Annotated in this window: 27 protein-coding genes and 1 riboswitch; of the genes, 25 read left to right on the forward strand and 2 right to left on the reverse strand. The window is 48.6% G+C overall.

The features are described from left to right. Positions 1-7: 7 nt before the first annotated feature. Complete coding sequence (locus tag QMA04_RS03680) at positions 8-385, forward strand: DUF423 domain-containing protein (RefSeq protein WP_191713508.1); 378 nt, start codon at positions 8-10, stop codon at positions 383-385. 239 nt (positions 386-624) lie between these two features. Here the strand turns inward: QMA04_RS03680 and hemQ are convergent, their stop codons facing one another. Continuing rightward, positions 625-1,374 (reverse strand): hydrogen peroxide-dependent heme synthase, encoded by a 750-nt coding sequence (gene hemQ, locus QMA04_RS03685; RefSeq protein ID WP_191713509.1) that lies wholly within the window; start codon positions 1,372-1,374, stop codon positions 625-627. A 173-nt stretch (positions 1,375-1,547) separates the two neighbouring features. Here hemQ and lipL point away from each other — a divergent pair, with 173 nt between their 5' ends. The 3 genes from lipL to QMA04_RS03700 are packed head-to-tail and all read left to right on the forward strand — an operon-like array spanning position 1,548 to position 4,223. After that, the gene (lipL, locus tag QMA04_RS03690; protein ID WP_290183986.1) at positions 1,548-2,369 is read left to right on the forward strand and encodes an octanoyl-[GcvH]:protein N-octanoyltransferase; all 822 of its coding nucleotides are present in this window, start codon (positions 1,548-1,550) and stop codon (positions 2,367-2,369) included. Between the two features lie 54 nt (positions 2,370-2,423). After that, entirely contained in the window at positions 2,424-3,728 is a 1,305-nt protein-coding gene (locus QMA04_RS03695) for an HD domain-containing protein (protein WP_191713511.1), read from the forward strand. Beyond that, positions 3,729-4,223: a YwgA family protein gene (locus tag QMA04_RS03700; protein WP_191713512.1), complete on the forward strand. Its 495-nt coding sequence runs from the start codon at positions 3,729-3,731 to the stop codon at positions 4,221-4,223. Between the two features lie 271 nt (positions 4,224-4,494). Here the strand turns inward: QMA04_RS03700 and QMA04_RS03705 are convergent, their stop codons facing one another. After that, positions 4,495-4,680 (reverse strand): 2-hydroxymuconate tautomerase, encoded by a 186-nt coding sequence (locus QMA04_RS03705; RefSeq protein WP_038704761.1) that lies wholly within the window; start codon positions 4,678-4,680, stop codon positions 4,495-4,497. Positions 4,681-4,741: 61 nt separating this feature from the next. Between QMA04_RS03705 and QMA04_RS03710 the strand changes: the two genes are divergently transcribed. The 21 genes from QMA04_RS03710 to QMA04_RS03810 all read left to right on the forward strand — a co-directional run bounded on the left by QMA04_RS03710 (position 4,742) and on the right by QMA04_RS03810 (position 26,105). Further along, positions 4,742-5,260, forward strand: coding sequence for a YwhD family protein (locus QMA04_RS03710; protein ID WP_191713513.1), 519 nt, complete (start codon positions 4,742-4,744; stop codon positions 5,258-5,260). Between the two features lie 428 nt (positions 5,261-5,688). Further along, entirely contained in the window at positions 5,689-6,522 is an 834-nt protein-coding gene (gene speE / locus QMA04_RS03715; protein WP_290183987.1) for a spermidine synthase, read from the forward strand. Positions 6,523-6,525: 3 nt separating this feature from the next. Continuing rightward, positions 6,526-7,398, forward strand: a complete 873-nt coding sequence (gene speB, locus QMA04_RS03720) for an agmatinase (protein WP_191713515.1) — start codon at positions 6,526-6,528, stop codon at positions 7,396-7,398. A 334-nt stretch (positions 7,399-7,732) separates the two neighbouring features. Next, complete coding sequence (locus QMA04_RS03725; protein ID WP_191713516.1) at positions 7,733-8,230, forward strand: antibiotic biosynthesis monooxygenase family protein; 498 nt, start codon at positions 7,733-7,735, stop codon at positions 8,228-8,230. Between the two features lie 169 nt (positions 8,231-8,399). Continuing rightward, entirely contained in the window at positions 8,400-8,807 is a 408-nt protein-coding gene (locus QMA04_RS03730) for a YwiB family protein (protein ID WP_191713517.1), read from the forward strand. Further along, the gene (gene argS / locus QMA04_RS03735) at positions 8,807-10,468 is read left to right on the forward strand and encodes an arginine--tRNA ligase (RefSeq protein ID WP_191714460.1); all 1,662 of its coding nucleotides are present in this window, start codon (positions 8,807-8,809) and stop codon (positions 10,466-10,468) included. The genes QMA04_RS03730 and argS overlap by 1 nt, the downstream gene beginning before the upstream one ends. 92 nt (positions 10,469-10,560) lie before the next feature. Then, a riboswitch (cobalamin riboswitch) is annotated at positions 10,561-10,747 on the forward strand. Positions 10,748-11,230: 483 nt separating this feature from the next. Further along, positions 11,231-12,208: an ABC transporter substrate-binding protein gene (locus QMA04_RS03740; protein WP_191713518.1), complete on the forward strand. Its 978-nt coding sequence runs from the start codon at positions 11,231-11,233 to the stop codon at positions 12,206-12,208. Then, positions 12,201-13,193: a FecCD family ABC transporter permease gene (locus tag QMA04_RS03745; protein WP_191713519.1), complete on the forward strand. Its 993-nt coding sequence runs from the start codon at positions 12,201-12,203 to the stop codon at positions 13,191-13,193. The genes QMA04_RS03740 and QMA04_RS03745 overlap by 8 nt, the downstream gene beginning before the upstream one ends. Before the next feature lie 2 nt (positions 13,194-13,195). Beyond that, on the forward strand, positions 13,196-14,662 hold the full coding sequence (locus QMA04_RS03750) for an adenosylcobinamide amidohydrolase (protein WP_191713520.1): 1,467 nt from the start codon (positions 13,196-13,198) through the stop codon (positions 14,660-14,662). Next, entirely contained in the window at positions 14,659-15,612 is a 954-nt protein-coding gene (gene cbiB / locus QMA04_RS03755; protein WP_290183988.1) for an adenosylcobinamide-phosphate synthase CbiB, read from the forward strand. Before QMA04_RS03750 ends, cbiB begins: the two co-directional genes overlap by 4 nt. Next, complete coding sequence (locus tag QMA04_RS03760; RefSeq protein ID WP_290183989.1) at positions 15,599-16,678, forward strand: pyridoxal phosphate-dependent aminotransferase; 1,080 nt, start codon at positions 15,599-15,601, stop codon at positions 16,676-16,678. Before cbiB ends, QMA04_RS03760 begins: the two co-directional genes overlap by 14 nt. Further along, positions 16,660-17,208: a bifunctional adenosylcobinamide kinase/adenosylcobinamide-phosphate guanylyltransferase gene (locus QMA04_RS03765; RefSeq protein ID WP_290183990.1), complete on the forward strand. Its 549-nt coding sequence runs from the start codon at positions 16,660-16,662 to the stop codon at positions 17,206-17,208. Before QMA04_RS03760 ends, QMA04_RS03765 begins: the two co-directional genes overlap by 19 nt. A gap of 4 nt (positions 17,209-17,212) precedes the next feature. Next, positions 17,213-18,670, forward strand: a complete 1,458-nt coding sequence (locus QMA04_RS03770; protein WP_290183991.1) for a cobyric acid synthase — start codon at positions 17,213-17,215, stop codon at positions 18,668-18,670. Next, a complete protein-coding gene (gene cobS / locus QMA04_RS03775; protein WP_290183992.1) occupies positions 18,667-19,437 on the forward strand; it encodes an adenosylcobinamide-GDP ribazoletransferase in 771 nt (256 codons plus the stop codon). Before QMA04_RS03770 ends, cobS begins: the two co-directional genes overlap by 4 nt. After that, the gene (locus QMA04_RS03780) at positions 19,410-19,994 is read left to right on the forward strand and encodes a histidine phosphatase family protein (RefSeq protein ID WP_191713526.1); all 585 of its coding nucleotides are present in this window, start codon (positions 19,410-19,412) and stop codon (positions 19,992-19,994) included. The genes cobS and QMA04_RS03780 overlap by 28 nt, the downstream gene beginning before the upstream one ends. Continuing rightward, on the forward strand, positions 19,946-20,338 hold the full coding sequence (locus QMA04_RS03785) for a bifunctional adenosylcobinamide kinase/adenosylcobinamide-phosphate guanylyltransferase (RefSeq protein WP_225218302.1): 393 nt from the start codon (positions 19,946-19,948) through the stop codon (positions 20,336-20,338). Before QMA04_RS03780 ends, QMA04_RS03785 begins: the two co-directional genes overlap by 49 nt. A 39-nt stretch (positions 20,339-20,377) precedes the next feature. After that, positions 20,378-20,968 (forward strand): cob(I)yrinic acid a,c-diamide adenosyltransferase, encoded by a 591-nt coding sequence (locus QMA04_RS03790; RefSeq protein ID WP_191713527.1) that lies wholly within the window; start codon positions 20,378-20,380, stop codon positions 20,966-20,968. A 1-nt stretch (position 20,969) separates the two neighbouring features. Then, the gene (locus QMA04_RS03795) at positions 20,970-21,452 is read left to right on the forward strand and encodes an ECF transporter S component (protein WP_290183993.1); all 483 of its coding nucleotides are present in this window, start codon (positions 20,970-20,972) and stop codon (positions 21,450-21,452) included. Then, positions 21,442-22,119 carry an alpha-ribazole-5-phosphate synthase gene (locus QMA04_RS03800; protein WP_290183994.1) on the forward strand — a complete coding sequence of 226 codons (678 nt, stop codon included), beginning with the start codon at positions 21,442-21,444 and terminating at the stop codon, positions 22,117-22,119. The genes QMA04_RS03795 and QMA04_RS03800 overlap by 11 nt, the downstream gene beginning before the upstream one ends. Positions 22,120-22,387: 268 nt before the next feature. Then, positions 22,388-24,529, forward strand: a complete 2,142-nt coding sequence (locus QMA04_RS03805) for a (Fe-S)-binding protein (RefSeq protein WP_191713530.1) — start codon at positions 22,388-22,390, stop codon at positions 24,527-24,529. 382 nt (positions 24,530-24,911) lie between these two features. Then, positions 24,912-26,105, forward strand: a complete 1,194-nt coding sequence (locus tag QMA04_RS03810) for an acetyl-CoA C-acetyltransferase (protein ID WP_191713531.1) — start codon at positions 24,912-24,914, stop codon at positions 26,103-26,105. The last annotated feature ends 2 nt before the right edge of the window (positions 26,106-26,107 follow it).

Genomic DNA, 26,107 nt, shown 5'->3' on the forward strand with positions numbered 1-26,107 from the left:
GTTACTTATGAAGTTTTTCTTGATTGCCGGAGCGGTTAACGCTCTTCTGTCTGTAGCATTTGGTGCGTTCGGTGCACATTTGCTGGAAGGGCGCGTTGCGGACAAGTATTTGGATACATGGCAAACGGCCGTGCAGTATCAGATGTTCCATGCAGTCGGGTTGATGGTCATCGCCATCTTGATGAGCTCATCTCTGCTTGGGCCGCTTAGTTCATTGAACTGGGCAGGTTATTTGATGCTTGCTGGAATCGTCATTTTTTCAGGGAGCTTATATGTCCTGAGTTTAACAGGCATCAGCATTCTCGGTGCCATCACGCCAATCGGCGGCGTTGCATTTATCGCCGCTTGGGTGATGATCATCGTTGCCGCAGTGAAAGCATTGTAATGATAGAAGGAGGGCCATCCGTTTTACGAGGATGGCCCTCTTTTTGTTATAGAAAGTAAATACGGTTTAATGGAAAGTAATTCATTCACTTTGGAAAGTATTTGTGCCAATATGGAAAGTATTTTGCGTAGAACAGAAAGTATATCCAACTAACTGGGAAATATCCCTTAAGAAATCCACTTTCCATACAAATCAAACAAAAAAAGCCGCCCAAAGAGGCGGCTTTCAGCATATTTTGATTAAACTTCCAAGAACTTAACGGTTCTTTCGGCATCCAGGCGTGTGCCTACATAGAATGAACCGAATTCTGCGTAACGCGCGCTGACTTCGTCAAAACGCATTTCGTAGATCAATTTCTTGAATTGAAGAACGTCGTCTGCGAACAAAGTAACGCCCCATTCGTAGTCGTCAAAACCGACAGATCCAGAAATGATCTGTTTTACTTTGCCGGCATAGCTGCGGCCGATTTTGCCGTGTGACAGCATCAATTCTTTGCGGGTATCCATCGGAAGCATGTACCAGTTATCGTCGCCGTCGCGGCGTTTGTCCATCGGGTAAAAGCAGATGTACTGTGAACGCTGAAGTTCAGGGTACAAACGCGCGCGGACATGCGGGTTCTGGTATGGATCTTCGTCTGATTTGCCAGCCAGATAGTTGGAAAGCTCAACGACAGAAACGTAAGAGTACGTAGGAACCGTGTAGGCAATCAACGTCAGCTTGTTGTATTCTGTTTCAAGTTCATTCAATTCGTCCATTGTTTCACGCAGCATCATCAGCATCAAGTCAGCTTTTTGGCCAACAATTGAATACAATGCGTGTGCGCCGGTTTTATTTTCATCGGCTTGGTTGATCTTGTCCATAAATGCCTGGAATTCATCGATCGCGAATTGGCGTTCTTCTTCCGTCAGCATTTTCCACGTTACCCAGTCCATCGAACGGAAATCGTGCAGGACGTACCAGCCGTCTAATGTAATCGCTGCTTCATTCATTAATCAAACACTCCTTTAATGTAAATCTCTCACCATTCAGTTTATCACAACGCCTCACCAACTTCCTGCAAAACTACCGGCTGTCACCAATTTGACATGACGCGCACGGGTTTTCAGCGGGTCTGTAAAAGGGTAAACTGAAGTCAAGGAATTGCAGAAAGAGGAGAAGCAGCATGCCGTTATTTTTTGAAGAAACATCCTGGCGTTTTTGGGACCAGTCCTTGAGCGCCAAAAACCGCTCAGCACTGGAATCATTTGCAGCAGACGACACACTTTGTGAATTGGTGGGGAGCGAAAAAAGTGAACCGGCCGTCCGCACATGGGTGCATGATGACACAGTGGTGTTGGGCATCCAGGACCACCGCCTGCCCCATATCGAGGAAGGCATGGAGGTCTTGAAAGCGCACGGTTTTACGCCGATTGTACGCAACTCGGGTGGACTGGCGGTGGTATTGGACGCCGGTGTCCTGAACATTTCGCTGGTGCTGTCGGAAAAAGAGAACGCCATCGACATTCCAGCCGGGTATGAACTGATGCTTGAACTGGTGAAGGAATTATTTCCGGAAGCTGACATCGAAGCCTATGAAATCGTCGGCTCGTATTGCCCGGGATCTTATGACCTCAGCATTGGCGGCCGGAAATTCGCCGGCATCTCTCAACGCCGGATCCGCCGCGGTATCGCAGTGCAGGTTTATCTATGCGTTGAAGGCAGCGGTTCGGAACGTGCAGAAATTATCCGTGAATTTTACGAAGCGGGACTGCAAGGCGAAGAGACAAAATTCACCTACCCGGAAATAAAACCTGAAACGATGGCGTCGCTCAGCGAGCTGCTTGGCAGACCCATCACTGTCCAGGAAGTGGTGCTCGACCTTCACGCTTTGATGGGCGCACCGGCACCTATGCCGCTGCAGCCGGATGAGACGGAATTGTACGGATTTTATTTGGAACGGGTGGTTGAACGCAACCGCAAAATGCTGGAACGTCCTCTTGAATAGAGAAGAGGCGCTGGTGTAGAATAGCTGTTACATGAAAAAAACGGAGGTGCGCAAGTGAGCTACGCAACGCAAAAATTAGCTGAAGAAAAAGTCTTTAAAGATCCGGTCCACCGATATGTCCACGTGCGCGACCAAGTGATTTGGGATCTGATCAATTCGCGTGAAGTTCAGCGTTTGCGCAGAATCAAGCAATTGGGCACCTCGTACTTAGTATTCCACGGCGCAGAACACAGCCGTTTCAACCACTCACTGGGCGTATACGAAATCGTCCGGCGGATTTCGGATGATATTTTTCATGGCCGTCCGGAATGGGACGAAAGTGAACGCTTGGTGGTTTTGTGCGCGGCACTTCTTCATGATCTGGGCCACGGGCCGTTCTCTCACTCATTCGAAAAGGTTTTTGCGCTTGACCATGAAGCCTTTACACGAAAAATTCTGCTTGGAGACACGGAAGTCAATGAAATCTTGTCCAAGGTATCCACCGGTTTTCCGGAAAAAGTGGCTGAAGTGATTGCCAAAACCTATTCGAATAAACAAGTGGTGTCGTTGATTTCCAGCCAAATTGACGCGGACCGCATGGATTACCTTCAGCGCGATGCGTATTATACAGGGGTTTCCTATGGCCATTTCGATATGGAGCGGATTCTTCGTGTCATGCGCCCGCTCGATGACCAGGTTGTCATCAAGTCGAGCGGCATGCATGCGGTTGAGGATTACATCATGAGCCGCTACCAGATGTATTGGCAAGTGTATTTCCATCCAGTTGCCCGCAGTGCAGAAGTGATTTTGCGGAAGATACTTCAGCGGGCCAAGGAATTGCATGGTCTCGGCTATAAATTCGCACAGCCGCCGACCCATTTCCTGTCGTTTTTCGACCGCAGCTTTACGCTGAAAGAGTATTTGGCTTTGGACGAAGGCGTCTTGATGACTTATTTCCAATTGTGGATGACGGAGCGCGACCCGATCTTAGCGGATCTGTGCGACCGTTTCGTCAACCGCCGCCTGTTCCAGTACGTGGATTTTGATCCGGGCAAAGATTACAAAAAGCTTGGCGAACTTGCTCAGCTGTTTCATTCTGCAGGCATCGACCCGGAATATTATTTGATCGACGATTCGACATCCGATTTGCCTTACGATTTTTATCGTCCGGGAGAGGAAGAAGAGCGCCTGCCGATCCATTTGCTGATGCCGAACGGCGACATCAAGGAATTATCGCGTTTGTCCCAAATTGTAGACGCCATTTCCGGCAAACGCAGAACCGATTATAAATTGTATTTTCCAGCTGAGCTATTGATCGATGGCAAGAAAAAAGCCATCAAGCAGCAGATTTTGGAGATGCTTCGAGAAGGAGGGGTATAGTTGCTCCAGGAACACGCAAAAATCGTGGACTTTATTGCCACCGCGGAAGGTGTAACCGGCCGCAAGAAATTGCAGAAAATGATTTACATAATGAAAAAGATGGACATTCCGTTCCAGGAAAAATACGAGTTCCATATTTATGGGCCGTATTCTGAAGAATTGACTGCCCGTGTACATGAATTATGCGACATGGGTTTCTTGTCCGAGGCCTTGGAGGACAAAGGCTCTTACGTTCAATATAAATATAGCGTCACAGAAGAAGGCCAGGAGTTCCGCAAAGTATTGGGGAAATCCGTTTTGGATAACCCGTTGACGGCAGAGAAGCTGAATGCCAAAAGCGGTCGCTTCCTGGAATTGACCGCGACGCTCCTGTATTTTGATAATTTAAACCGCGGGGAACAAATCGATAAATTGCATGTCGTCAAAGGAAAGCTGAACTTTACGGCTGAGGAGATCGATGAGGCATTTGCATTTATAGAGGAACTGCGTTCGTAAGCGGTGGGAATGAAAAAAACTCCCATTACGGGAGTTTTGAACGGCCATTTTCACTTTTCATGGGATCCAGTTGCAGTGCCTAGCTCTTCAGGTCATAAGTCAACCCGGTGTCCAGTTGCAGTGCCTAGCTCTTCAGGTCATAAGTCAACCCAATGTCCAGTTACAGTGCCTAGCTCTTCGGGTCATAAGTCAACCTGGCTGTGTGGCAAAAAGCGCCACTTCGCCGGTCTGCCTTATGCCTGTCAGAGCTGAACAGGCACTTCCACTTTTTTCATTGATCTGAAAAAAGTTTGCCTTTTGTGCCGTAATCGGTTTTTTTCATGTCTTCGATAAAAACGGTGACGTTTTCAATCGGTGCCCCTGTTGTTTCAGAAACGGCTTCAGATACCTTTTCGACAAGTGCGCGTTTTTGATCTTCTGTGCGCCCTTCGAGCATTTTGACAGTTACGTATGGCATAATGGATACAGCTCCTTTTCTTGAGAATACTATCATCATAGCAGAACGGAGGATTCAGACAATGGCGAACGAAGAAAAACCAAAACAAAAAGTAGGCTTTACCATCATAAAAAACGATCCGACAGACGGCCATAAAGGCTACGGCATCGGTTCCTTGTCTCTGGAGAACGTTTCTCCGCTGTTCATCGACGTGGAAGAGCAGGAAGCTTTTATCGATATCGGCGCCATGCATGCCCGCAGTGAAGTGGAGCGCGGCATCAAGTTCACCACCAACCCGGAAGACTCTGCCGGAGGCAAAGATTATTGGCTGGTATGGATCACCATCGACTTCAATCCGGAAGGTCCCTATTACGCAGGAGTCGCAGCATGTGAAATGGTGGTTAACCGTGAGAAACGCAGAGGCTATAAAATTTTGGCCGACCACGTCAACCGGATGGATAAATCGATGAAACGCAAAATTCTCGTCGATCAAATGGATGAACCATCGAAAAAAGTGCTGGCCAACTACCTGGAAACCCATAACCCGGAAATGTGGCAGCGCAGCTCGGAACAGCTTCATCATGATCTTGGCCGGAAGTAAGGAAATCCGCTTGGCCAATAAATAAAGGTTTTGTCAAAGTGAGATTTACAGAGAACAACCAGCTTTTTGAACAGAATGTGACATTTCAATTTGCTTCCAACGGATGGTTGAAGTTGTCTATAAAAGGCAGTACACTAGAACTACAGCTTTTCAATAGAAAGCTAGGACACCTGATAGCGAGCAAGTGCCGTGAGCCATTGCGAACAAACCCAAGCCAATGCCTCATGTCTCTTTCTTCGCACCATCAGGCTTTTAAAAAGGTTTTCTGTGAAGGGAAAAATTCCCTGTGCAGAAAACCTTTTTATTTTATGTGTAACGAAGTTTAGCCCGGGTAAAGAGGAATAGGAAAAAAATATTGCACTTTTACCGAAAACACTTATACTTTTTTAGGTGGATTTTATTTAGATTGAAAAGGAGTTTGATTATAGATGGCAGGATTTTGGTATACAGAAAAACAGACAGAGAATTTCGGGATCACAATGAAAATCAACAAGACGCTTCATACGGAGCAAACGGAATTCCAATACCTTGAAATGGCGGAAACCGCGGAATGGGGCAATATGCTGTTTTTGGACGGCATGGTCATGACTTCTGAAAAAGACGAATTCGTCTATCACGAAATGGTTGCACATGTTCCATTGTTCACGCATCCGAATCCGGAAAAGGTGCTGGTTGTCGGTGGCGGCGATGGCGGCGTCATCCGTGAAATCCTGAAACACCCGTCTGTCAAAAAAGCGACGCTTGTCGACATTGACGGCAAAGTGATCGAGTACTCGAAAAAATTCCTGCCAAGCATTGCTTCTGGCCTGGAAGATTCACGCGTGGAAGTGATCGTCGGCGACGGCTTCATGCACATCGCAGAATCGGAAAACGAATTTGATGTCATCATGGTGGATTCAACTGAACCGGTCGGACCGGCAGTCAACTTGTTCTCAAAAGGCTTCTACGCAGGTATTTCAAAAGCGTTGAAAGAAGACGGTATTTTTGTGGCTCAATCTGATAACCCATGGTTCAAAGCAGATTTGATCAAGCAGGTACAGAGCGATGTTAAAGAAATCTTCCCAATCACCAACTTGTACTTGGCGAATATCCCGACTTACCCAAGCGGTCTGTGGGCATTCACCATCGGTTCGAAGAAATACAACCCATTGGAAGTTCCGGCTGAACGTTTCCATGAAATCGACACGAAATACTATACGCCTGAGCTGCACAACGCCGCTTTCGTGTTGCCGAAATTCGTGAAAGATTTGACAGGAGAGTAAATGATGAGATTTGACGAGACTTATTCAGGAAAAGTATTCATCAAAAGCCATCCGAATTACGAAGAATCAAAAGCCGTACTCTACGGCATGCCGATGGACTGGACAGTCAGCTACCGTCCGGGATCCCGTTTTGGCCCGAATAAAATCCGTGAAGTGTCCATTGGTTTGGAAGAATACAGCCCATACCTTGACCGCGAGCTCGGGGACGTGAAATTTTTTGATGCAGGTGACATTCCTTTGCCGTTCGGCAATCCGGAAAAAAGCTTGATCGAAATCGAGACTTACGTCCACACCCTGTTGGCTGATCATAAAATCCCAATGGGCATGGGTGGCGAGCATTTGGTGTCATTGCCGGTTATGAAAGCAGTCGCCAGTAAATATGACGACTTGGCGATCATCCATTTTGATGCGCACACCGATCTTCGAGAAAACTACGAAGGCGAAGAATATTCCCATTCAACGCCGATCCGTAAAATTGCGGACCATATCGGACCGAAGAATGTCTATTCATTCGGCATCCGTTCCGGCATGAAAGAAGAATTCGAGTGGGCCAAAGAACAAGGCATGCACATCTCGAAATTTGAAGTGCTTGAGCCGTTGAAAGAAGTATTGCCGACTCTTGAAGGACGCAATGTCTACGTGACGATCGATATGGACGTCTTGGATCCTGCACATGCACCGGGTACCGGTACAGTTGACGCAGGCGGGATCACATCACGTGAACTGCTGGCTTCAATCCATGCAATCGCAGCATCAGGCGTCAACGTCGTTGGTTTTGATCTTGTGGAGCTTGCTCCTGTCTACGACCATTCCGACCAAACCGCAAACACAGCCAGCAAGCTGATGCGTGAAATGATTTTGGGTTGGGTTAAGTAGAGAAAAGCGGAGGCAGCCGTCTAGCCGCGACAAGCGCTGGAAGCCTTACCGGTAATGGCGTTCTGTGCCGTTACTGGAAAGGCCGAAGCGACTCGAGGGGCTGGCTGTTGGAGCTAAACAATAAGAAAAGCAAAGGCACAAATTTATATCAATCAATATAATTGCAGCAAGAGCCAGCTTGGAATTTTCCAAGTCGGCTTTTTCTATTGTATTTTACGTATCGATTCACAAACCATTTGGGATCTTCAAAGCAACATAAGCTCTCCAAAATAGAATCTTTAATTTAAAACCGGTAAGATAGATGGAGACTACTTATCTGGAAGAGGTGCTGACAATGGAATTGTATAAATGGACAGGCCATCGCGATCAGGCGGTGATGCTGATGGCAAATTTGGCAAATGCGCGGCTGATTTATCTGGTCAATGACGACGAAGCGGTATTGCTCTATGAAGCAGAAGGCGGTCCTGGTTTGCAGGGCGCGGAAGCTTACCAGGTACTGAATGCTGTGGGAGACATCAATGATGGCTATTACGCCGTATTCAATAACGTTCCGGTGTCGGAGGAAGGCCGTGAGCTGTTCGAGTCGCGCTTCCAGAACCGGGCAGGGATGGTAGAGAAAGAACCAGGATTCGCGGCAATTCGCGTACTGCGGCCGGTGAATTCCGATACGTACGCCATTCTGACCTTGTGGAAAGACGAACAATCGTTTAAAAACTGGCAGGAATCGCAGGCATATGGACATGCCCATGCCAAGCGCGGCACAGCGGAAGGCATCGACAAACGCCCGAATATTTTCCCGCGCCCTTCTTTTGTCACAACCTATACAAGATGAGCAACGACACATTAAAATGAACAATTGATGAAAGACCACGTGCATTCAGCTGAGGCTGAAACATGTGGTCTTTTGCTTAATCTGCAGTTACCGCCAATCCTTCATTGAAAAAGACAGTCGAGTCAAGCTATAATATAAAGGTTATCAAAGGACGGGGAGGCGGAGAGCCATGCAAAAGACAGTGACGATCAAACTGACGACGACGATCCGTCAGCCGGATATGGAAGAGCAAGTGATGGTATTGGAATCTCATGGAACCTTGACGGAGAAAAACGAGCTGCGTTACCTGCAATATGCCGAACAGCAGGACGAACTCGAAATCCGGACAACGGTCAAACTTCAAAAAGACGAAGCGGTGATTATGAGAAGCGGCGGCCTGCAGATGCGGCTCCCGTTTTTATTACATAAAGAACAGACGGGAAATCTGACGAATGAACAGGGGTCATTTATGCTGACGACAAAGGCGCATGAATTGTCGGTCAGCGATACGCGGTTTAAAGTCCGATACGACCTTGCACTGGGCTCGGATCCTGTCGGTGAATACGAAATGGAAATACAGTTTATGGAGGCTAAATGATGAACGCAGTAGAAAAAGTCCAACAGGCAATTAAAACGGCATTTACGGAAGCAATTGAAAAAGCGGAATTGACAGCCGAACCGGTTGAAGTTCGTTTAGAATCACCAAAAGACAAAGCGAACGGCGATTACGCCACAAATATTGCGATGCAATTGACGCGTTTGGCGAAAAAGCCGCCCCGCGCGATTGCAGAAGCGATTGTAGCAAACCTCGATAAAGACACAGCGAACATCCAGACAGTGGAAATCGCCGGTCCCGGATTTATCAACATCACCATCAAAAAGGATTACTTACAGGACGTCGTCAAAACCGTGCTCGACCAGAAAGCGGATTACGGCCGTTCAACTGCAGGTGCAGGCGAACGCATCCAAGTGGAATTTGTATCAGCCAACCCGACAGGCGACCTGCATTTGGGCCATGCCCGCGGATCTTCAGTCGGCGACTCGCTGTGCAATGTATTGGACCTTGCAGGATATGACGTATCACGCGAATACTACATCAACGATGCCGGCAATCAAATCAATAATTTGGCATTGTCGATAGAAGCCCGTTATTTTGAAGCACTTGGCCAAGGCGACAGCATGCCGGAAGATGGCTACCGCGGACAGGATATTAAAGATATTGCGGACGCGTTGGTACAGGAACATGGCGACAAATTTGTCAGCATGACTCATGAAGAGCGTTTTGAAGAATTCCGCCAGCACGGATTGAAAGTGGAATTGGCGAAATTGCAGCAGGATCTGGCGGATTTCCGTGTGAAATTCGATGTATGGTATTCTGAATCGTCTCTTTACAAAAACGGCAAGATTGATGAAGCTTTAGCTAAATTGCGTGCCAATGGCCATGTTTTTGAAGAAGACGGAGCAACGTGGTTCCGTTCGACAACGTTCGGTGACGACAAGGACCGTGTTTTGATTAAAAATGACGGTACATATACGTATTTGATGCCCGATATCGCTTACCATGAAGATAAATTGCAGCGTGGCTTCGAAAAGCTCATCAATGTTTGGGGAGCTGATCACCACGGCTATATCCCGCGCATGAAAGCGGCGATTGAAGCACTTGGCTATGACCGCGACACGCTTGAAGTCAGCATCATCCAAATGGTGCAATTGTACAAAGACGGCGAAAAAATGAAGATGAGCAAACGTACGGGTAAAGCAGTAACAATGCGCGAGCTTGTCGAATTGGTCGGCTTGGATGCTGTGCGTTATTTCTTCGCCATGCGTTCCGGCGATACGCATATGGATTTCGATCTGGATTTGGCTGTGTCACAATCCAATGAAAACCCGGTCTTTTATTCGCAATATGCGCATGCCCGCATCTCTTCGATTTTGCGTCAGGCAGAAGAACAGGGATTGACGGTTTCAGAAGACCAGTTGAACTTATTGACTTCTGAAAAAGAAATCGATGTTCTGAAGAAAATCGGTGATTTCCCGCAAGTCATTGCGGATGCAGCCAAGCAGCGTGCACCTCACCGAATCACGACATACATTCATGAATTGGCATCTAATTTCCACAGTTTCTACAATGCCAACAAAGTCTTGGATGCCTCTAACCCGGAATTGACCGGTGCCCGTCTGGCATTGATCATGGCTGTGAAAACAACCTTGGCCAACGCGTTGAAGACAGTCGGCGTCGCAGCTCCGGAAAAAATGTAAGAGACAGACAAACGTTTACGTGTATAATAAAGAGAAACTTCAATCAATGAATCTATCGCTTTTAGAAGCGGGATGAAATGAAGAAACAGAATATGAGAACCATTCATAAAGGTGCTTATGTCTAAGAACATGAGTTAAAAGGGAAGCCGGTTTAATTCCGGCGCGGTCCCGCCACTGTATGTGAGAGGAATCTGCAAAATGCCACTGAAGCAATGCTTTGGGAAGGTGCAGAAACCGAAGACCACAAGCCAGGAGACCTGCCTTTATGACGACACACCCAAACGCCTGCGAGGAAAGGCTGGATGCGCATGCTTTTTTATGGCGTCCTTTCCATCCCCCGCAGTTTGCTGCGGGGGATTTTGTGTTCTCAAGGAGATTTCTTCAAACTTTCTGCATCTGAATCATTTGAGAAATTATTTATATCGTATATAAAAATTGCTAGATAAGTTGAACTAAAGAAACTGGCTTTTACCCAATGCTTCGGACGCTCTGGGTAGAGCGAAGACGATTGCTCCTGCGTAAGCTCGTCGCAGATGAGGTCCCAGGAATGCCTGTTCCCTCATTTGCACCCGCAAGAAGCCAGGCAAAGGACACCTGTCTTCTCGCTTCGCCTAGCCCTTGGCAGCTGGCACCGCGACGTCCTGTCGCGCCGGCTGCATGACCCACATCCTGTGGGCCCGAAAGCGTAGCTGTTTTACGGAATATCGGCTACTACAAATCATTAGTTCAAAAAGCACTACACACAACAAGGGGGATTTATTCATGAAGAAGATTTGGAAGTTTGGTGCAACCGCAGGATTGGCCGCGGTATTGATGGCGGGTTGCGGAGATACGGCGACGCCCGTAGAAGAACAGGATACTGAAACACCGGCGGAACCGCCGACGGAAGTTGCGGATGTAGAATTTCCAGTGACGTTGACGGATGCAGTAGGCGAAGAAGTGGTGATCGAGGAAGAACCGGGAGCCATTGTTTCGATGGTGCCATCAAATACAGAAATCGCTTATGAACTTGGCGTTGGTGACAAATTAGTCGGCGTTTCGGATTTTGATAATTATCCGGAAGAAGCGATGCAAGTTGAAAAGATCGGCGGCCAGGAATTCAATGTGGAAAAAATCATTGGCCTGCAACCGGATTTGGTGCTTGCGCATGAATCGGGATTGGGTGTTGGCGACGCTGGGCTTCAGCAGTTGCGTGACGCTGGACTCGAGGTCTTTGTAGTCAACAATGCCGTCAGCTTTGATGAAGTCTACGATTCCATTACAGTGATCGCACAAGCGACAGGCACCATGGAAGAGGCGGAAAGCATCGTTTCTGAAATGGAAGTCCAAGTGGCGGAAATCGAAGAATTGGCAAGCACAATCGAAGAGCCGAAGACTGTCTTTCTGGAAGTCGGAAGTGAACCCGACATCTACACGACCGGAAAAGGCACGTTCATGGATGAAATGTTGACGCTCATCAACGCTGAAAATATAGCGGGCGATTTGGTAGGCTGGGCAAAAATGGACGCAGAAGCAGTCGTTGCAGCTGATCCAGACGTCATCATCACAACAGAAGGCGGCTATATCGAAGATGCAGTCGACCAAATCAAATCGCGCAATGGATTTGCGGAAGTGACAGCTGTCAAAGAAGATGCTGTCTATAACCTGGATTCGGACATGCTCACCCGTTCAGGCCCACGTTTATCAGAAGGGCTGATGGAAATGGCGAAAGCTGTTTATCCTGAAGTGTTCAATGAGTAAGAATGTACTGGCATACAGCGTCTCGCTGCTGATTTTAGCAGGCGCCATTTTGCTGGGGGTGACGGTCGGAACGGTTTCCATTTCGCCCGTCGTGTTATGGAATCCGTCTTCGGATGAGGCAGCAGCCAATATTTTATGGAATATCCGCATGCCCCGTGTTATTTTAGCCGGGCTTGTCGGAGCGGCACTGGCGATTGCCGGGGCTGCGTTCCAAGGGCTTCTGAAGAACCCATTGGCCGATCCTTACACCCTGGGAGTGTCTTCCGGTGCCTCAGTCGGCGCTGTGATGACGCTCTTTTTTGGCATATCCATCCCATTTTTAGGACCATTCACTTTGCCGGTCATGAGCATGATCGGGGCGTTGCTCACAATGCTCGCCGTGATGAGTTTCGCAAAATTGGTGGATCGCTCCATGAAAATGGAAACCGTCATTTTAACAGGCATCATCTTCAGTTCTTTTCTGGGCTCAATCATCTCCCTGATGATTGCATTGACCGGAGAAGAGCTGCGCCAAATCATCGGCTGGCTGCTGGGCAGTGTGTCGATGCGCGGATGGCCATATGTACGGATGGCGCTGCCGTTTGTTTTGATCGGTTCATTCGTCTTGTGGCTGAAACGCAGAGAATTGAACGCCATGCTGTTTGGTGAAGAACGCGCACAACATTTGGGCGTCGATGTCAGAAAGAGCAAAATGATCATCTTAATCGGCGGTTCGGTACTGACAGGAGCAGCCGTTTCAGTTTCCGGAACCATCGGCTTTGTCGGTCTGGTGGTGCCGCATATGACCCGCTTATTATGGGGATCGGATCATCGCCACGTCCTGCCATTATCGTTCATCAATGGAGCCGCGTTATTGATCATTTGTGACTTGGTGTCGAGAACAATCATCTCACCGACGGAATTGCCGATCGGTGTCATTACCGCATTTATCGGAGCACCGGTATTTGCATTCATCTTTTTCCGGCAACGCAAAGGAGGGGTATGACCATGCTTGAAATAAAAGGAATAACAGGCGGCTATGGCGAGAAGAATATCGTCAACGACGTATCTTTTACTGTCAATAAAGGCTCGATCCTCGGGATTTTGGGACCCAATGGAAGCGGCAAATCTACCTTGATGAAATTGATCAGTGGAGTGCTTCCCGCTGCAGGTGGAGAAGTCCGGATTGACGGCAAACCCATGGCTGATTTTACGGCGAAAGAACTGGCCAGGAAAATGGCGGTCTTGCCTCAATTGCATGCACACGCTTTTGCCCATACGGTTCGTGAAACGGTTTCACTTGGCAGGTATCCGCATCAAAGCGGCTGGTTTTCTTCCTGGTCGGATGAAGACGAAGAAGCTGTTGTGGAAGCGATGGGGTTGATGGACATCAGCCAATATGAACAGACACAAATCGATCGGATGTCGGGCGGCGAACAACAGCGCGTCTTCGTGGCACAGGCTCTGGCACAAGATGCAGGGATCCTGCTTTTGGATGAGCCGACCAACCATCTGGATATCAACCACCAGAAGGAATTGCTCGATACCATCAAAAAGCAGGCCATTGAAAAAGACTTGACGATTGTCTCTATTTTTCATGATATCAACCTGGCTTCCATGTATTGCGATCAATTGCTGCTGATGGATGGAGGAGGGGTCGTCCGGATCGGCGAACCGCATGAAGTGGTTCGGGAACAAGATATTGAAACCGTCTATCATACACGCGTCAGCAACCACCCGCATCCGGAACTGCCTAAACCGCAGATCACTTTATTGCCGGGCGTCGAGCGCGAATCCAGTGAGGCAAGCATACGGGCAAAGGACTTCCGGATTTCCAAAGACATGGTGCTCTACCAGAGTCCGATTCCGTTAAAGACGGTATCATCCGCAGTCGTCAATGCAGGCTCCGGTTGGTTCCGCAATTTCATGAACCGCCATGTGGATGCATTTTACAACATCAACAACAGTGTCCAGGAAATGTCCGAGTATATCGAAGAAAGCGGACTGAAAACGACGGACACTGTAGGGATGATGACAGCTGTCCAAACGGAAGATGCCATCATTAAAGAGTATGAGGGCCCATTCGGCTCAGTGGTGATTGCTGTCACTGCTGGTGTTGGAAACGGCGTTGACGTCTCAAAAGCGGTAGAGCGCACCTTGCGTGTCGGGACCATCAATACCTGGATCCTGGTCAATGGCATCTTATCCGATGAAGCGTTTATCCAGGCAATGATCACTGCAACAGAAGCGAAGACCAAAGCCCTTCAGCAGGAGCAAGTCAAAGATCCACTGACCGGCACGATCGCGACCGGCACGTCCACTGACAGCTGCCTGGTAGCAGCCACGCAGCAAGGCGAGGAGTTGCCTTATGCCGGCCCCATCACCGAACTTGGAAAATTGATCGGCGTCGGTGTTTTCGAATGCACTATTGAAGCGCTCAAATTGTATCAGTTGGCGAAAGCGAAAAGCCTATGATTTCGCATCTGATTGCTATTGCGCTGGGCCTGGCCATCGACCGTATGATTGGTGATCCGCCCAATTGGCCACATCCTGTCCGCTGGATCGGGACTGCGATCCGCAAGTTGACCAAACGCTGGAATCACGGACCGAACGCTTTCCGGAACGGTTTTTGGCTGCTGGGAACGATTGCTGTGACCATTTTTCTGCTCGTTTACGCGGTTGTTTTTTGGGCTTATTCTTTAAATGCGTTTTTGGGAATTGCTGTAGAAGCCGTATTGATCGCTTCCGGGCTTGCACAGAAGAGCCTGAAAGACGCAGCGATGGAGGTCTACGATCCATTGACGAATAAAAACTTTGTCCTGGCACGTGAAAAGTTGTCCTGGATTGTCGGCAGGGATACAGAAGGTTTAAATGAAAGTGAAATTACAAGAGGCGTCGTGGAGACGGTGTCGGAGAATACCAGCGATGGTGTCACTGCACCGCTGTTCTGGGCATTTCTGCTCGGCGCTCCGGGCTTGTGGCTGTATAAATCCGTCAATACACTTGATTCGATGGTCGGCTACCGAAATGAAGAGTTTGAGCAGTTCGGTTTTGCCTCTGCAAAAGCGGATGATGTACTAAACTTCATTCCGAGCCGCCTGACCGGATTTTTGATTTTAATCCTCACATCTAACAAACGATCACTGACCATGCGTCAGCGTTTGGCGGAATGGCTGCGGGACGCACCAAAGCATCCGAGCCCGAACAGCGGCTGGCTGGAGGCGGCGACAGCCGTGCAATTAGGTGTAGAACTGGGCGGATTGAACCGCTACCGTGGAATCGAGTCGGAGCGTGCACGTATGGGTATGCCGGTTTATCCACTGGAAGCAAGCCACATTAAAGAAGCTGTCAGACAGATGCAGACGGCCACCACTGGTTTTTTCATCATATTTGCTTTAGGAGGAATTTTGTTTGGAATTGCCTAATCATGGAGCCAATCCACTTCGTTTATACAAACAGGCAGGCATCAGCCCGCCGCCACAGATTTTAGATTTCAGCGAAAATGTCCATCCTTTTGGCCCACCGGCTTTTTTGGAAGAGATTTGGCCCGATATGCTGGGTTTGACCGGTTCTTATCCAGATCCCGATGGAGAACCGTTCCGTACGGCAGCTGCCAAATTCCATGATGTGGCGGCCGGTGAAGTCGCTGCAGGCAACGGGGCAGCTGAAATTTTCACTTGGCTGGCCAGAAGATATCGGAGCCGGCAGGTTGTCTTGATCGAACCGGCATTTTCCGAATACCGCCAAACGCTGGAAGCGGAAAATGTCCAGATCAAAGCGCTGCAATTGGTGCCGGAAAACGGCTGGCAATTGACCGTTCAAGATGTCCGGAACATAATCCCGGGATGCGCAGCGCTGTACATCTGCAATCCGCATAATCCGACAGGTACGTTACTGGACACCGACACCCTTCAGGAAATTGCGCAGATTTGCCTGGAACACCACTGTGAACTTGTGATTGATGAAGCTTTTATTGATTTTATTGGAGAAGAGGCTTCCTTTATGCCGTTCTTGCCGGCTTTTCCGAATGTTTTCATTGTCCGTTCGATGACCAAAATGTACGCCATTCCAGGGTTGCGCCTCGGCTATGTGGTCAGTGCGGCAGAAAAGATCGGCCAATTGAAGCAAGGGGCAGCGCATTGGAACGTCAATGCCTTATCGGCTGTTATCGGAGCCAAGTGTTTAGGAGAAGCAGATTACCGCCGCAACGTCATCCAAGCCGCTTCCGGGGAACGTCGAAAAATGCAGCAGTTTTTAGCAGCAAACAATTGCCGGAGCACTGATTCCGCAGTTAATTTCCTGTCATTCCAATTGCCGGATTCAAGTTGTTCTGCAGCATTTTTTACAGATTTCTTAAAAGCTGGAATCGTCCTTCGCCATACCGAATCATTTCAAGGAATGGACGGCAACTGGTTTCGAATCGGCATGAAATCAACGGAAAACATGGCGAAATTGCGGGAGGCGATTAAGGAGTGGCTCAAGGCCAATTGATATTTATCAGCGGCGGAGTCCGAAGCGGCAAAAGTGCCTATGCGGAATCTGTCGTCCGCGCTGCGGGAAGCGCGCGGAAAGTATATATAGCCAGCGGGCAAGCTTATGATGAAGAAATGAAGAAACGCATTGAACGCCACCGTCTAGATCGTTTTCAAGACGGTTGGCATACCATTGAGCAAGCTTACCGCATGGAGAGTGTTTTAGAAAAACTGCAGCCGGAAGACATGGTGTTATGGGATTGTGTGACGACGTGGCTGGCTAATGAGCTTTACGAGGGCTGGGAGACGGGCAATATGTGCGCCGATCAACCGGGGTGCATGGAAGAGAAATGGAACGGCCTGCAGCAGTCGATTCTTGCCATGCTGGATACCGTTGACTTGTTGACAGTCGTTTCGAACGAAGTGCTGGACGATTTCGTGCGCGACGAACTTTACCAAAGCTGGCTCGGGCGTATCCACATCTGGCTTGTGCAGCAAGCCGATCAGGCCATTGAAATGGAAAACGGCCTGGCATTCAGAAGGAAGTGACAAGATGCGCGGAATTATGATTCAAGGAACCGCTTCAGATGTCGGGAAGAGCATGATCTGTACGGCCTTATGCCGGATAATGTCCGATCAGGGAATAAAAGTAACTCCTTTCAAATCACAGAACATGTCGAATAATTCCTATGTGACAGTAAAAGGCGAAGAAATCGGCCGTGCCCAGGGTGTCCAAGCCGAAGCGGCACGGACACTGGCGACAGTGGATATGAATCCGATTCTGCTGAAGCCGGAAAGCGGCATGAAATCTCAGGTCGTGCTGTTCGGCAAAAAACTGGTGACGATGGATGGCATGGATTACCGGACCCGGTTTTATGAAAAAGGGCTGGAGGTCATCGATCAGGCACTTGCCAACCTTGCCAAAGACTTTTCCCATGTGGTCATCGAAGGAGCCGGAAGCCCGGCTGAAGTCAATTTGAACGACCGGGAGCTGGTCAACATGGCGGTGGCAAAACGGGCGGATGTGCCGGTGATTTTGGTCGCCGACATCGAACGCGGCGGTGTGTTTGCCTCGATTGTCGGAACGCTCGCTTTGATGCCTGAACCGGAACGGGTCAAAGGCTTGATCATCAATAAATTCCATGGCGATGCGCAGCTCTTTAAAGACGGCGTCCAGTTTCTGGAATCGTATACAGGCATTCCGGTGCTCGGGGTCATCCCGTACATGGCCAGCCATGAAATCGAACAGGAAGATTCACTTGGTGTGCAGGCCGTACAGCGGATAGCCAGAGTGGAAAATCCTATTGAACTGGTCATCTGCAGGCATCCTTACATCTCGAATTTCACAGATGTAGAACCGTTTCTGAATGAACCGGATGTGACCATCCGCTGGGCGGAAACGGTCGAAGACATTGGACAGCCGGATATCTTGTTGCTGCCAGGCACAAAAAGCACGATTGCAGATTTGCGCTATTGGAGAAAGCAGGGGCTTGGCATAAAACTCCAGGAATTGAAGGGGAATACATGGATTGTCGGCTTATGCGGCGGATTTCAGATGTTGGCTGAAACCCTGGCGGATCCCGAAGGCCATGATGGCATCGCAATAGAAAGAGAACGGGGATTTGGCTTGGTGCCGAATATGCATGTCCAGTTCGAAAAACAGAAAGTGGTCCAACGAAAGAACGGCCTCGCTGCATTTTCAGATGCGAAAGTTTCTGTCACCGGCTATGAAATCCACCACGGCAACGTGAAGCAAACAGACTATCCGCTCATAAGCAGTGGAAGTTCTGCAGAAGGCTATTTCCATGAACAGGTGCTGGGCACGCATCTGCATGGATTTTTCCGGAATCGCGAGTGCCGGACTGCCTTCTTGGCACCTATCCGCAAGCGGAAAAATTTGCCAGTGCCATTACCCGAAGCTGTGGCAGACTCATTTGACCGCTGGGCACAACATGTCAAGAGCCACTTGGACTGGCAGAAAGTCGAAGAAATCATGGAGGCGAGTTTATGAGCCGGCAGTTAGGGACAGGATTACTATTGGCGCTTCAATTTTTCTCGGTGATTCCGGTAAAGAAACAGCTGCCGATGGAAAAAGCCCATATCACTGCGATGTATGCGATGTTGCCTGTACTGGGTGTGCTTTTTGGCAGTGCCTTGGCCGGAGCAGTATGGCTTTTGAGAGAAACAACGGATGTCAGTTCGCTGTTGATCGGATTTACCGTCGTAGTCATTGGCATGGTACTGACCGGGGGACTCCATATGGACGGCCTGGCGGATACCGGGGATGCTTATTTTTCCTATCAGGACCGGGATAAACGGCTAGACATCATGGGAGATCCGCGGATTGGCGCTTTCGGCACCATGATTTTGCTGCTGGCAATTGTCGGGAAAATCATCGTGGTGGCGGAATCGGTACAGGCTGTTTCGCTGGTGCTGATTTTATTCATTCCGGTGTTAGCCAGAATCGGCTTGCTGGCATTGTTCAGCTCGACCCCTTCAGCAAAACCAAAGGGATTGGCGGCTTTTTTTCAACAACGGGCAGATCATAGACAGCTGTTCATAGCTGCCCTTGTTTTTATTGCCATCGGTTTCGGGGTATTGAGTTGGAGCACAACCTTCTGGATTGCGCTGACATTGCTGGCGCTAGTGGCCGGATCGCTTTGGCTGTTCCGCGCCTGGTGCCTTCGGAATTTCGGCGGCGTGACGGGTGATTTGTTCGGTGCGTATGTGGAAGGAGTGGAGATTTTATTATGGATCAGCCTTTTATTCTTCGTTTAATTCGCCATGCCCCTACAAAAGGCAATCAACAAAAGTGTTATATCGGTTGGACCGATGAAGCGATCCTTCCGTTTCAGACACAACCTGACCTGAAACTTCAAACCGTTATGGGCAGTGACCTGAAGCGGTGCCGCCAGACGGCAGCGATACTGTTTCCGAATGCAGTCTACAGAGCAAACCGGGATTTACGGGAATGCCATTTTGGCCAATGGGAAATGAAAACCTATGAAGAGCTGAAAGACATTGAACTGTACCGCAACTGGATAGATAATCCTTGGAACAGCAAGCCTCCTGGCGGTGAAAGCCTTACGGACATGGCTCAGCGGATTGAACAAGGCATCCGAAAACTGCCGGAAGGCAATACAGTTACATTGGTTCTCCACGGCGGTCCGATTCGTTACCTAATGGCTCAGGCATTGAATGAAAAATTTCAAGATCAAATTGCGCTGCACGGGGGCTGCCACATTTTAACGTGGCCAAACCGCCAAGCGTTCGAGGAGCGGGCATTATGCACATCGTTTTCGGTGGAGCCTTTAACGGCAAGCGGCAATATGTGAAAGACCGGCTGGAAGGCCAGGCAGCTCAATGGAATGAAAGGCGGTTGCCAGAACCTTCAGCTACAGAAATAAATATAGTCATTGCCGGTTTAGAGCTGTGGGTCAAACAGCAGCTGGAACAAGGTTTTTCAGAAGAGTATTTAATGGAGCAAGTAAAAAAAACGATCGGTTGGGAACAAACGCAGCAAACCTGGATTTTAACAGATCTCAATCGCGGCATTGTGCCGACTGAGCGGATTGAACGGGAAATGCGCGACGTTCTGGGCAGGATCTATCAGTTCTTATTTGCTGAAGCAGACAGCATTACACGCATTTGGTATGGGATTCCAGAAAAACTGAAGTAAAAATTCATTCCGTGAAAGCGGAAAAAGGGGCAGATGAACATGAAAATTTACACAAAAACCGGAGACAAAGGGCAAACCAGTTTAATCGGAGCACGCACTGACAAAGATGCACCACGCGTTGAGGCTTACGGCACCATTGATGAAGTGAATTCATTTATCGGCAAAGCGATGACCGAATTGGCACCTGACTTATACGCCGACTTGTTGGCGGACTTGGAAGCCATCCAAAACGAATTGTTCGATTGCGGCGGCGACTTGGCCGATGTCCGTAAAGAACCCAATTACAAAATGACGGAAGAACCAGTGGAAGTTTTGGAAAAACGCATCGATGAATTGATGGAAGAGCCTCCATTGCTGGAGCGCTTTATCCTGCCTGGAGGTTCGCCGGCGGCGGCAACTATGCATATTGCACGCACGATTACGCGCCGTGCTGAGCGCCAGACAGTAACGTTGATGAGAGCAGGAGAAGATTTTCCGCCTGTAGTCCAGCGCTATTTGAACCGCTTATCCGATTACCTGTTTGCTGCAGCACGTGTCGTCAATTCACGTGCCGGCGTTCCGGATAATGAATACGTACGCAGCGCTAAAGTTTTCAAGAACGGCGGGCGCAGCAAAAAGTCGGTGGAATAGGATGACGGCTCAGAAACTGGCGCTGGCGGCTTTATTCATCAGCTTATCCGCAATTGGCGGCATGATCAAAATTCCGCTCGGCATTGCATCCATTGCACTTGATTCAATGCCGGCCTTGGTAGCCGTGTTGTTTTTTTCAGCACCGCTCGCAGGGACCATCGCGGCATTCGGCCATTTGATTTCGGCTTTGTTTGGCGGCATGCCGCTCGGACCGTTTCATCTGATCATTGCGTTTGAAATGTGGGCAGTCGTCTGGCTGTTCGCGATATTGCATAGTGCGGGAAAACGGTGGTTGAAATGGCCAGCATTCATCGTTGGCAACGGTATGGTCGCAGCCGTTCCGTTCTACTTTCTTTTGTCGCCGGCATTTTTCTATGCTTCGGTACCGGGTCTGGTAATTGCGGCTTCCATTAATGCCGGAGTGGCTGCTTTGCTGATGCCTTACGTGCTGAGAGTACGTGGAGGTTTACTGCATGCGTCATGAGATTTCGATAGATGGTTTTGTCATCACTTCAGATAATTCTGCAGCCATCGGTGAAAAACAGCAGGATGTGGTCCAGGCTCCAGATTCCATCACGGCTAAATTTGCCGCACGGGTCGCGTTGCTTGAACAATGGGCATCCGGCAGCGAACCGCAGGCAGTGTTGCTTCACAATTTTAGTGGTGCTGCTCATTGGGATGCCTATGCGGCGGGCATCGCTGACCTTTTTGCTGAAGCCGAAACCCGGCTGCCGCCGATTTCGGGCAGCACGGAAACCAATATGGCCACTTTACAATCCGGAATCGCCGTGACGATAATCGGAAAACAGTCTCGCAAACAAGCAGCGGCTGGATCTTTGAACTGGTTTGTCTACGGGATTCCATTGGTCGGAGAAGACGTCCTCACGAAGGCCGATCAAATCGCTGATTTGGCTGCCATTAAAAAAGCTTTGGAATCGGAGCTGATCGAACGTGTTTGGCCAGTCGGATCGAAAGGCATTGTGCATGAAGCAGAATTGCTGATGGGCAATGCCGTGGAATTTTCTGCGGATCTTGACGTCGGCAGCTCCGCCGGACCGGCAACTTGCGTTCTGGTCGGTGCAAAGCCAGAAAAGAGAAAACATGTTCAAGATTATTTCGGAGAATATCTTTTTTCGATTGATTTTCAATAAAGCAGAGCCATCATCCATTTATGGATGATGGTTTTTTATCGTCCGGCAATTATTCTCCATACAAAAGAACTGTAGATTTTAAAATCGTTAACTGGTATCTTATGTGTAGCAAACATTCAATGCTTGATATTTGAAAACTCTTTTAAATTTAGGTTGACTGAATGCTCATTCATATTTTAAACTAGAACATAGTATCGACAATCTATTAGTGTTCACGTAAACTTTAGGTAGGGAATTTTTAGAATATACACACAAGGGGGATATCACGATGGAGCCATTGCTCATTGCAAACTGGGTTTTATTCATAGCTGTAACCGCTTACGCCATCTATCTCTTCATTTATTTATTGAAGTCGAGATATGATTTCATCAAGCTTGGCCAAAAGGTCGAGTTTGAGGAAAACTTCAACGAGCGCTTACGGAAAGTTATGGTCAATGTTTTTGGACAAAAGAAATTAATGAAAGATAAGAAGAGCGGAACGATTCACGTGATGTTCTTCTATGGCTTCTTGTTGGTTCAGGCGAGTGCCATTGATTTCATCATCAAAGGTTTGTCGCCGGATTCACATTTGCCGTTAGGACCGCTTTACCCGGCTTTCACTTTCTTCCAGGAAATCGTCACGTTGACGATTCTGGTAGCGGTGGTCTGGGCGTTCTACAGACGTTACATTGAAAAGCTTGTCCGTTTGAAGCGCGGATGGAAATCAGGGCTAGTGCTTATTTTCATCGGTGGATTGATGGTAACTGTATTAATCGGCAACGGAATGGCCATGCTTTGGCACGGACACGAAGGTGCTTGGACTGAACCAGTCGCTTCACTTGTCGCTGCTGCATTCTCTTGGTTGCCTGAAGCTGCAACTGTAACGATTTTCTATGTTATGTGGTGGGCACACTTATTGTTCCTGCTGACATTCCTGGTTTATGTTCCACAATCGAAACACGCTCACTTGATCTTCGGACCGGTCAATACATGGTTCCACCGAGTGGACCATGTCGGACGTTTGAAGCCGATCAACTTTGAAGAGATGGAAGATGAAGAAGATCCGGATGCTGTGCCTTCGTTCGGTGTCGGAAAAATCACCGACTTTACACAAGGGCAGATGATCGATTTCTACGCCTGTGTAGAATGTGGACGCTGTACAAATATGTGTCCGGCAACCGGAACAGGAAAAATGCTGTCTCCGATGGATCTTATTACAAAACTTCGTGACAACCTGACGAATACAGGTGCCGTCATGACACAGAAAAAACCATGGGTGCCGGCAATGGCATTCAACAATACGCAAGGAAACCAATTGGCGATGGCTGCAGGCGCTGAAGGAATCAGCATCGACGAGCTATACAGCCCGAGCTTAATCGGAGACGTCATCACAGAAGAAGAAATCTGGGCATGTACAACTTGCCGTAACTGTGAAGACCAATGTCCGGTTATGAACGAGCACGTCGACAAAATTATCGACCTTCGCCGTTACCTGGTAATGACGGAAGGGAAAATGGACAAAGATGCTCAGCGTGCGATGACAAACATCGAAAAGCAGGGGAATCCTTGGGGACTTAACCGTAAAGAAAAAGAAAACTGGAGAGATGCACGTCCAGATATTTCAATTCCAACTGTTAAAGAAATGAACAAAGCCGGCGAAGAATTCGAATTCCTGTTCTGGGTTGGATCAATGGGTTCATTCGACAGCCGTTCACAAAAAATCGCCTTGTCATTTGCCCGTTTGATGAACGAAGCAGGAGTGAAATTCGCGATTCTGGGCAACAAAGAAAAGAACTCGGGTGATACGCCACGCCGTCTCGGAAATGAATTCCTGTTCCAGGAACTGGCGACAGGCAACATCAAAGAATTCGAAAAAGCGGAAATCAAGAAAATCGTCACGATTGACCCGCATGCTTATAACATCTTTAAAAACGAATACCCGGATTTCGGCTTTAAAGCAGAAGTCTACCACCATACCGAAATGCTGTTCGAACTGGTCCAAGATGGCCGTTTGAAACCGCAATTCCCGGTAAACGAACGAATCACGTTCCACGATTCCTGTTACCTCGGCCGCTACAACGATGTCTACGACGCACCGCGCGAGATATTGAAAGCGATCGAAGGCGTGGAATTGGTCGAAATGGTCCGCAACCGCCAAGACGGCATGTGCTGTGGAGCCGGCGGGGGAATGATGTGGATGGAAGAAGATGCAGGCCATCGCGTCAACGTTGCCCGTACGGAACAAGCACTTGAAGTCAATCCGACCATGATTTCTTCAGGCTGTCCATACTGCCTGACAATGCTGTCAGATGGTACGAAAGCGAAAGAAGTCGAAGATGAAGTTGGAACATACGATGTAGCTGAGCTATTGGAAATGGCCGTTCTTGGCAATGAAACACCAATGCCTGAGCCTGAGTCAGTGGTCCAATAAGCTGAAGCTCCACTAAGAAACACCAATGAGTAAATAATAATTGCCAAATGACAGAAAATTAAGTAGAATAACAGCATAAGCAAGAAAAAAGAAAGGGAGTGAAGTACTCCCTTTTCTTTTGCACTCATACCGAGCGAGCGTTCAGTCAACTTTATGGGCTGAATAAAATTCAGCTTGTGGAACTTGCGACTAAGCTAGCGCAGCGATGCAGGAACAATGTTTTTAACCGCTGCTCATTCAAAAGTAATTAAATGATGTATAAAAGAAAAAGCAGAAAATGTTGCTTGGAGCGACTTCTTAAACCCTGCTCTACTTTCACCATTTATATTTTTCACTATACTTGAAACCGTTTACAAGCAAACGCAAAGGGGAGGAAATCATCATGGCAAAAACAGTTATTATCGATGGGGCACGCACAGCATTCGGGAAATTTGGAGGAAACTTGAGCACGTTATCGGCAAGTGAATTAGGGGCAGAAGCGATCAAAGCGGCAATGAGCCGGGCGGATATCCAGCCGGAAGACGTCCAGGAAGTCATCATGGGCAACGTATTGCAGGCAGGGCAAGGGCAGATCCCTTCACGCCAAGCCGCGAAAAAAGCCGGCATTCCTTACAGCGTCAAATCTGAAACAATCAACAAAGTCTGCGCATCCGGCATGCGCAGCGTCACGTTGGCAGACCAGATCATTCGCTTGGGCGATGAGGAAGTAATTGTTGCAGGCGGCATGGAATCCATGTCCAACGCACCCTATTATCTTCCGAAAGCACGTTGGGGACTTCGCATGGGAGATGCCCAAGTAATTGACGGCATGGTCCATGACGGATTGTCGTGTTCGTTCCACCCGGACAAAGTCCACATGGGGACTTACGGAAACTCAACCGCTGAAGATTTCAATCTGACGCGTGAAGCTCAGGATGAGTGGTCGGCACGTTCGCATGAACGTGCCATCAAAGCGAAAGGTCTGTTCTCTGAAGAAATCGTCGCGATCGACATTCCACAACGCAAAGGGGATCCGATTACAGTTGACGTGGACGAAGCGCCACGCGCCAATTCCACTATTGAAGCATTGGCGAAACTGAAACCGGCATTCGGCAAAGACGGAACAATTACTGCTGGAAACGCACCTGGCATCAATGACGGTGCAGTTGCACTTGTACTGATGAGCGAAGAACGCGCACAGAACGAAGGAAAAAACGTATTGGCGCACATATTGTCCCATACGGAAGTGGCGATCGAGCCGCACCGTTTCCCGGAAACGCCGGGCATCGTCATCAACGAGTTATTGAAGAAAACCGGCAAATCTCTGGATGACATCGATTTGTTTGAAATCAACGAAGCGTTTGCAGCAGTGGCGCTGGCAAGTTCGAAAATCGCTGATTTGGATGCTGAAAAAGTGAACGTCAACGGCGGATCAGTAGCGCTTGGACACCCGATTGGTGCAAGCGGCGCACGCATTATCCTGACATTGGCTTATGAATTAAAACGCCGCGGAGGCGGCATCGGCATCGCAGCCATCTGTTCAGGCGGCGGACAAGGCGACGCAATCATGATTGAAGTTCCTAAGGAGGCAAAATAAGC

The organism is Planococcus sp. APC 3900 (genome assembly GCF_030407735.1).
GTDB lineage: Bacteria > Bacillota > Bacilli > Bacillales_A > Planococcaceae > Planococcus > Planococcus notacanthi.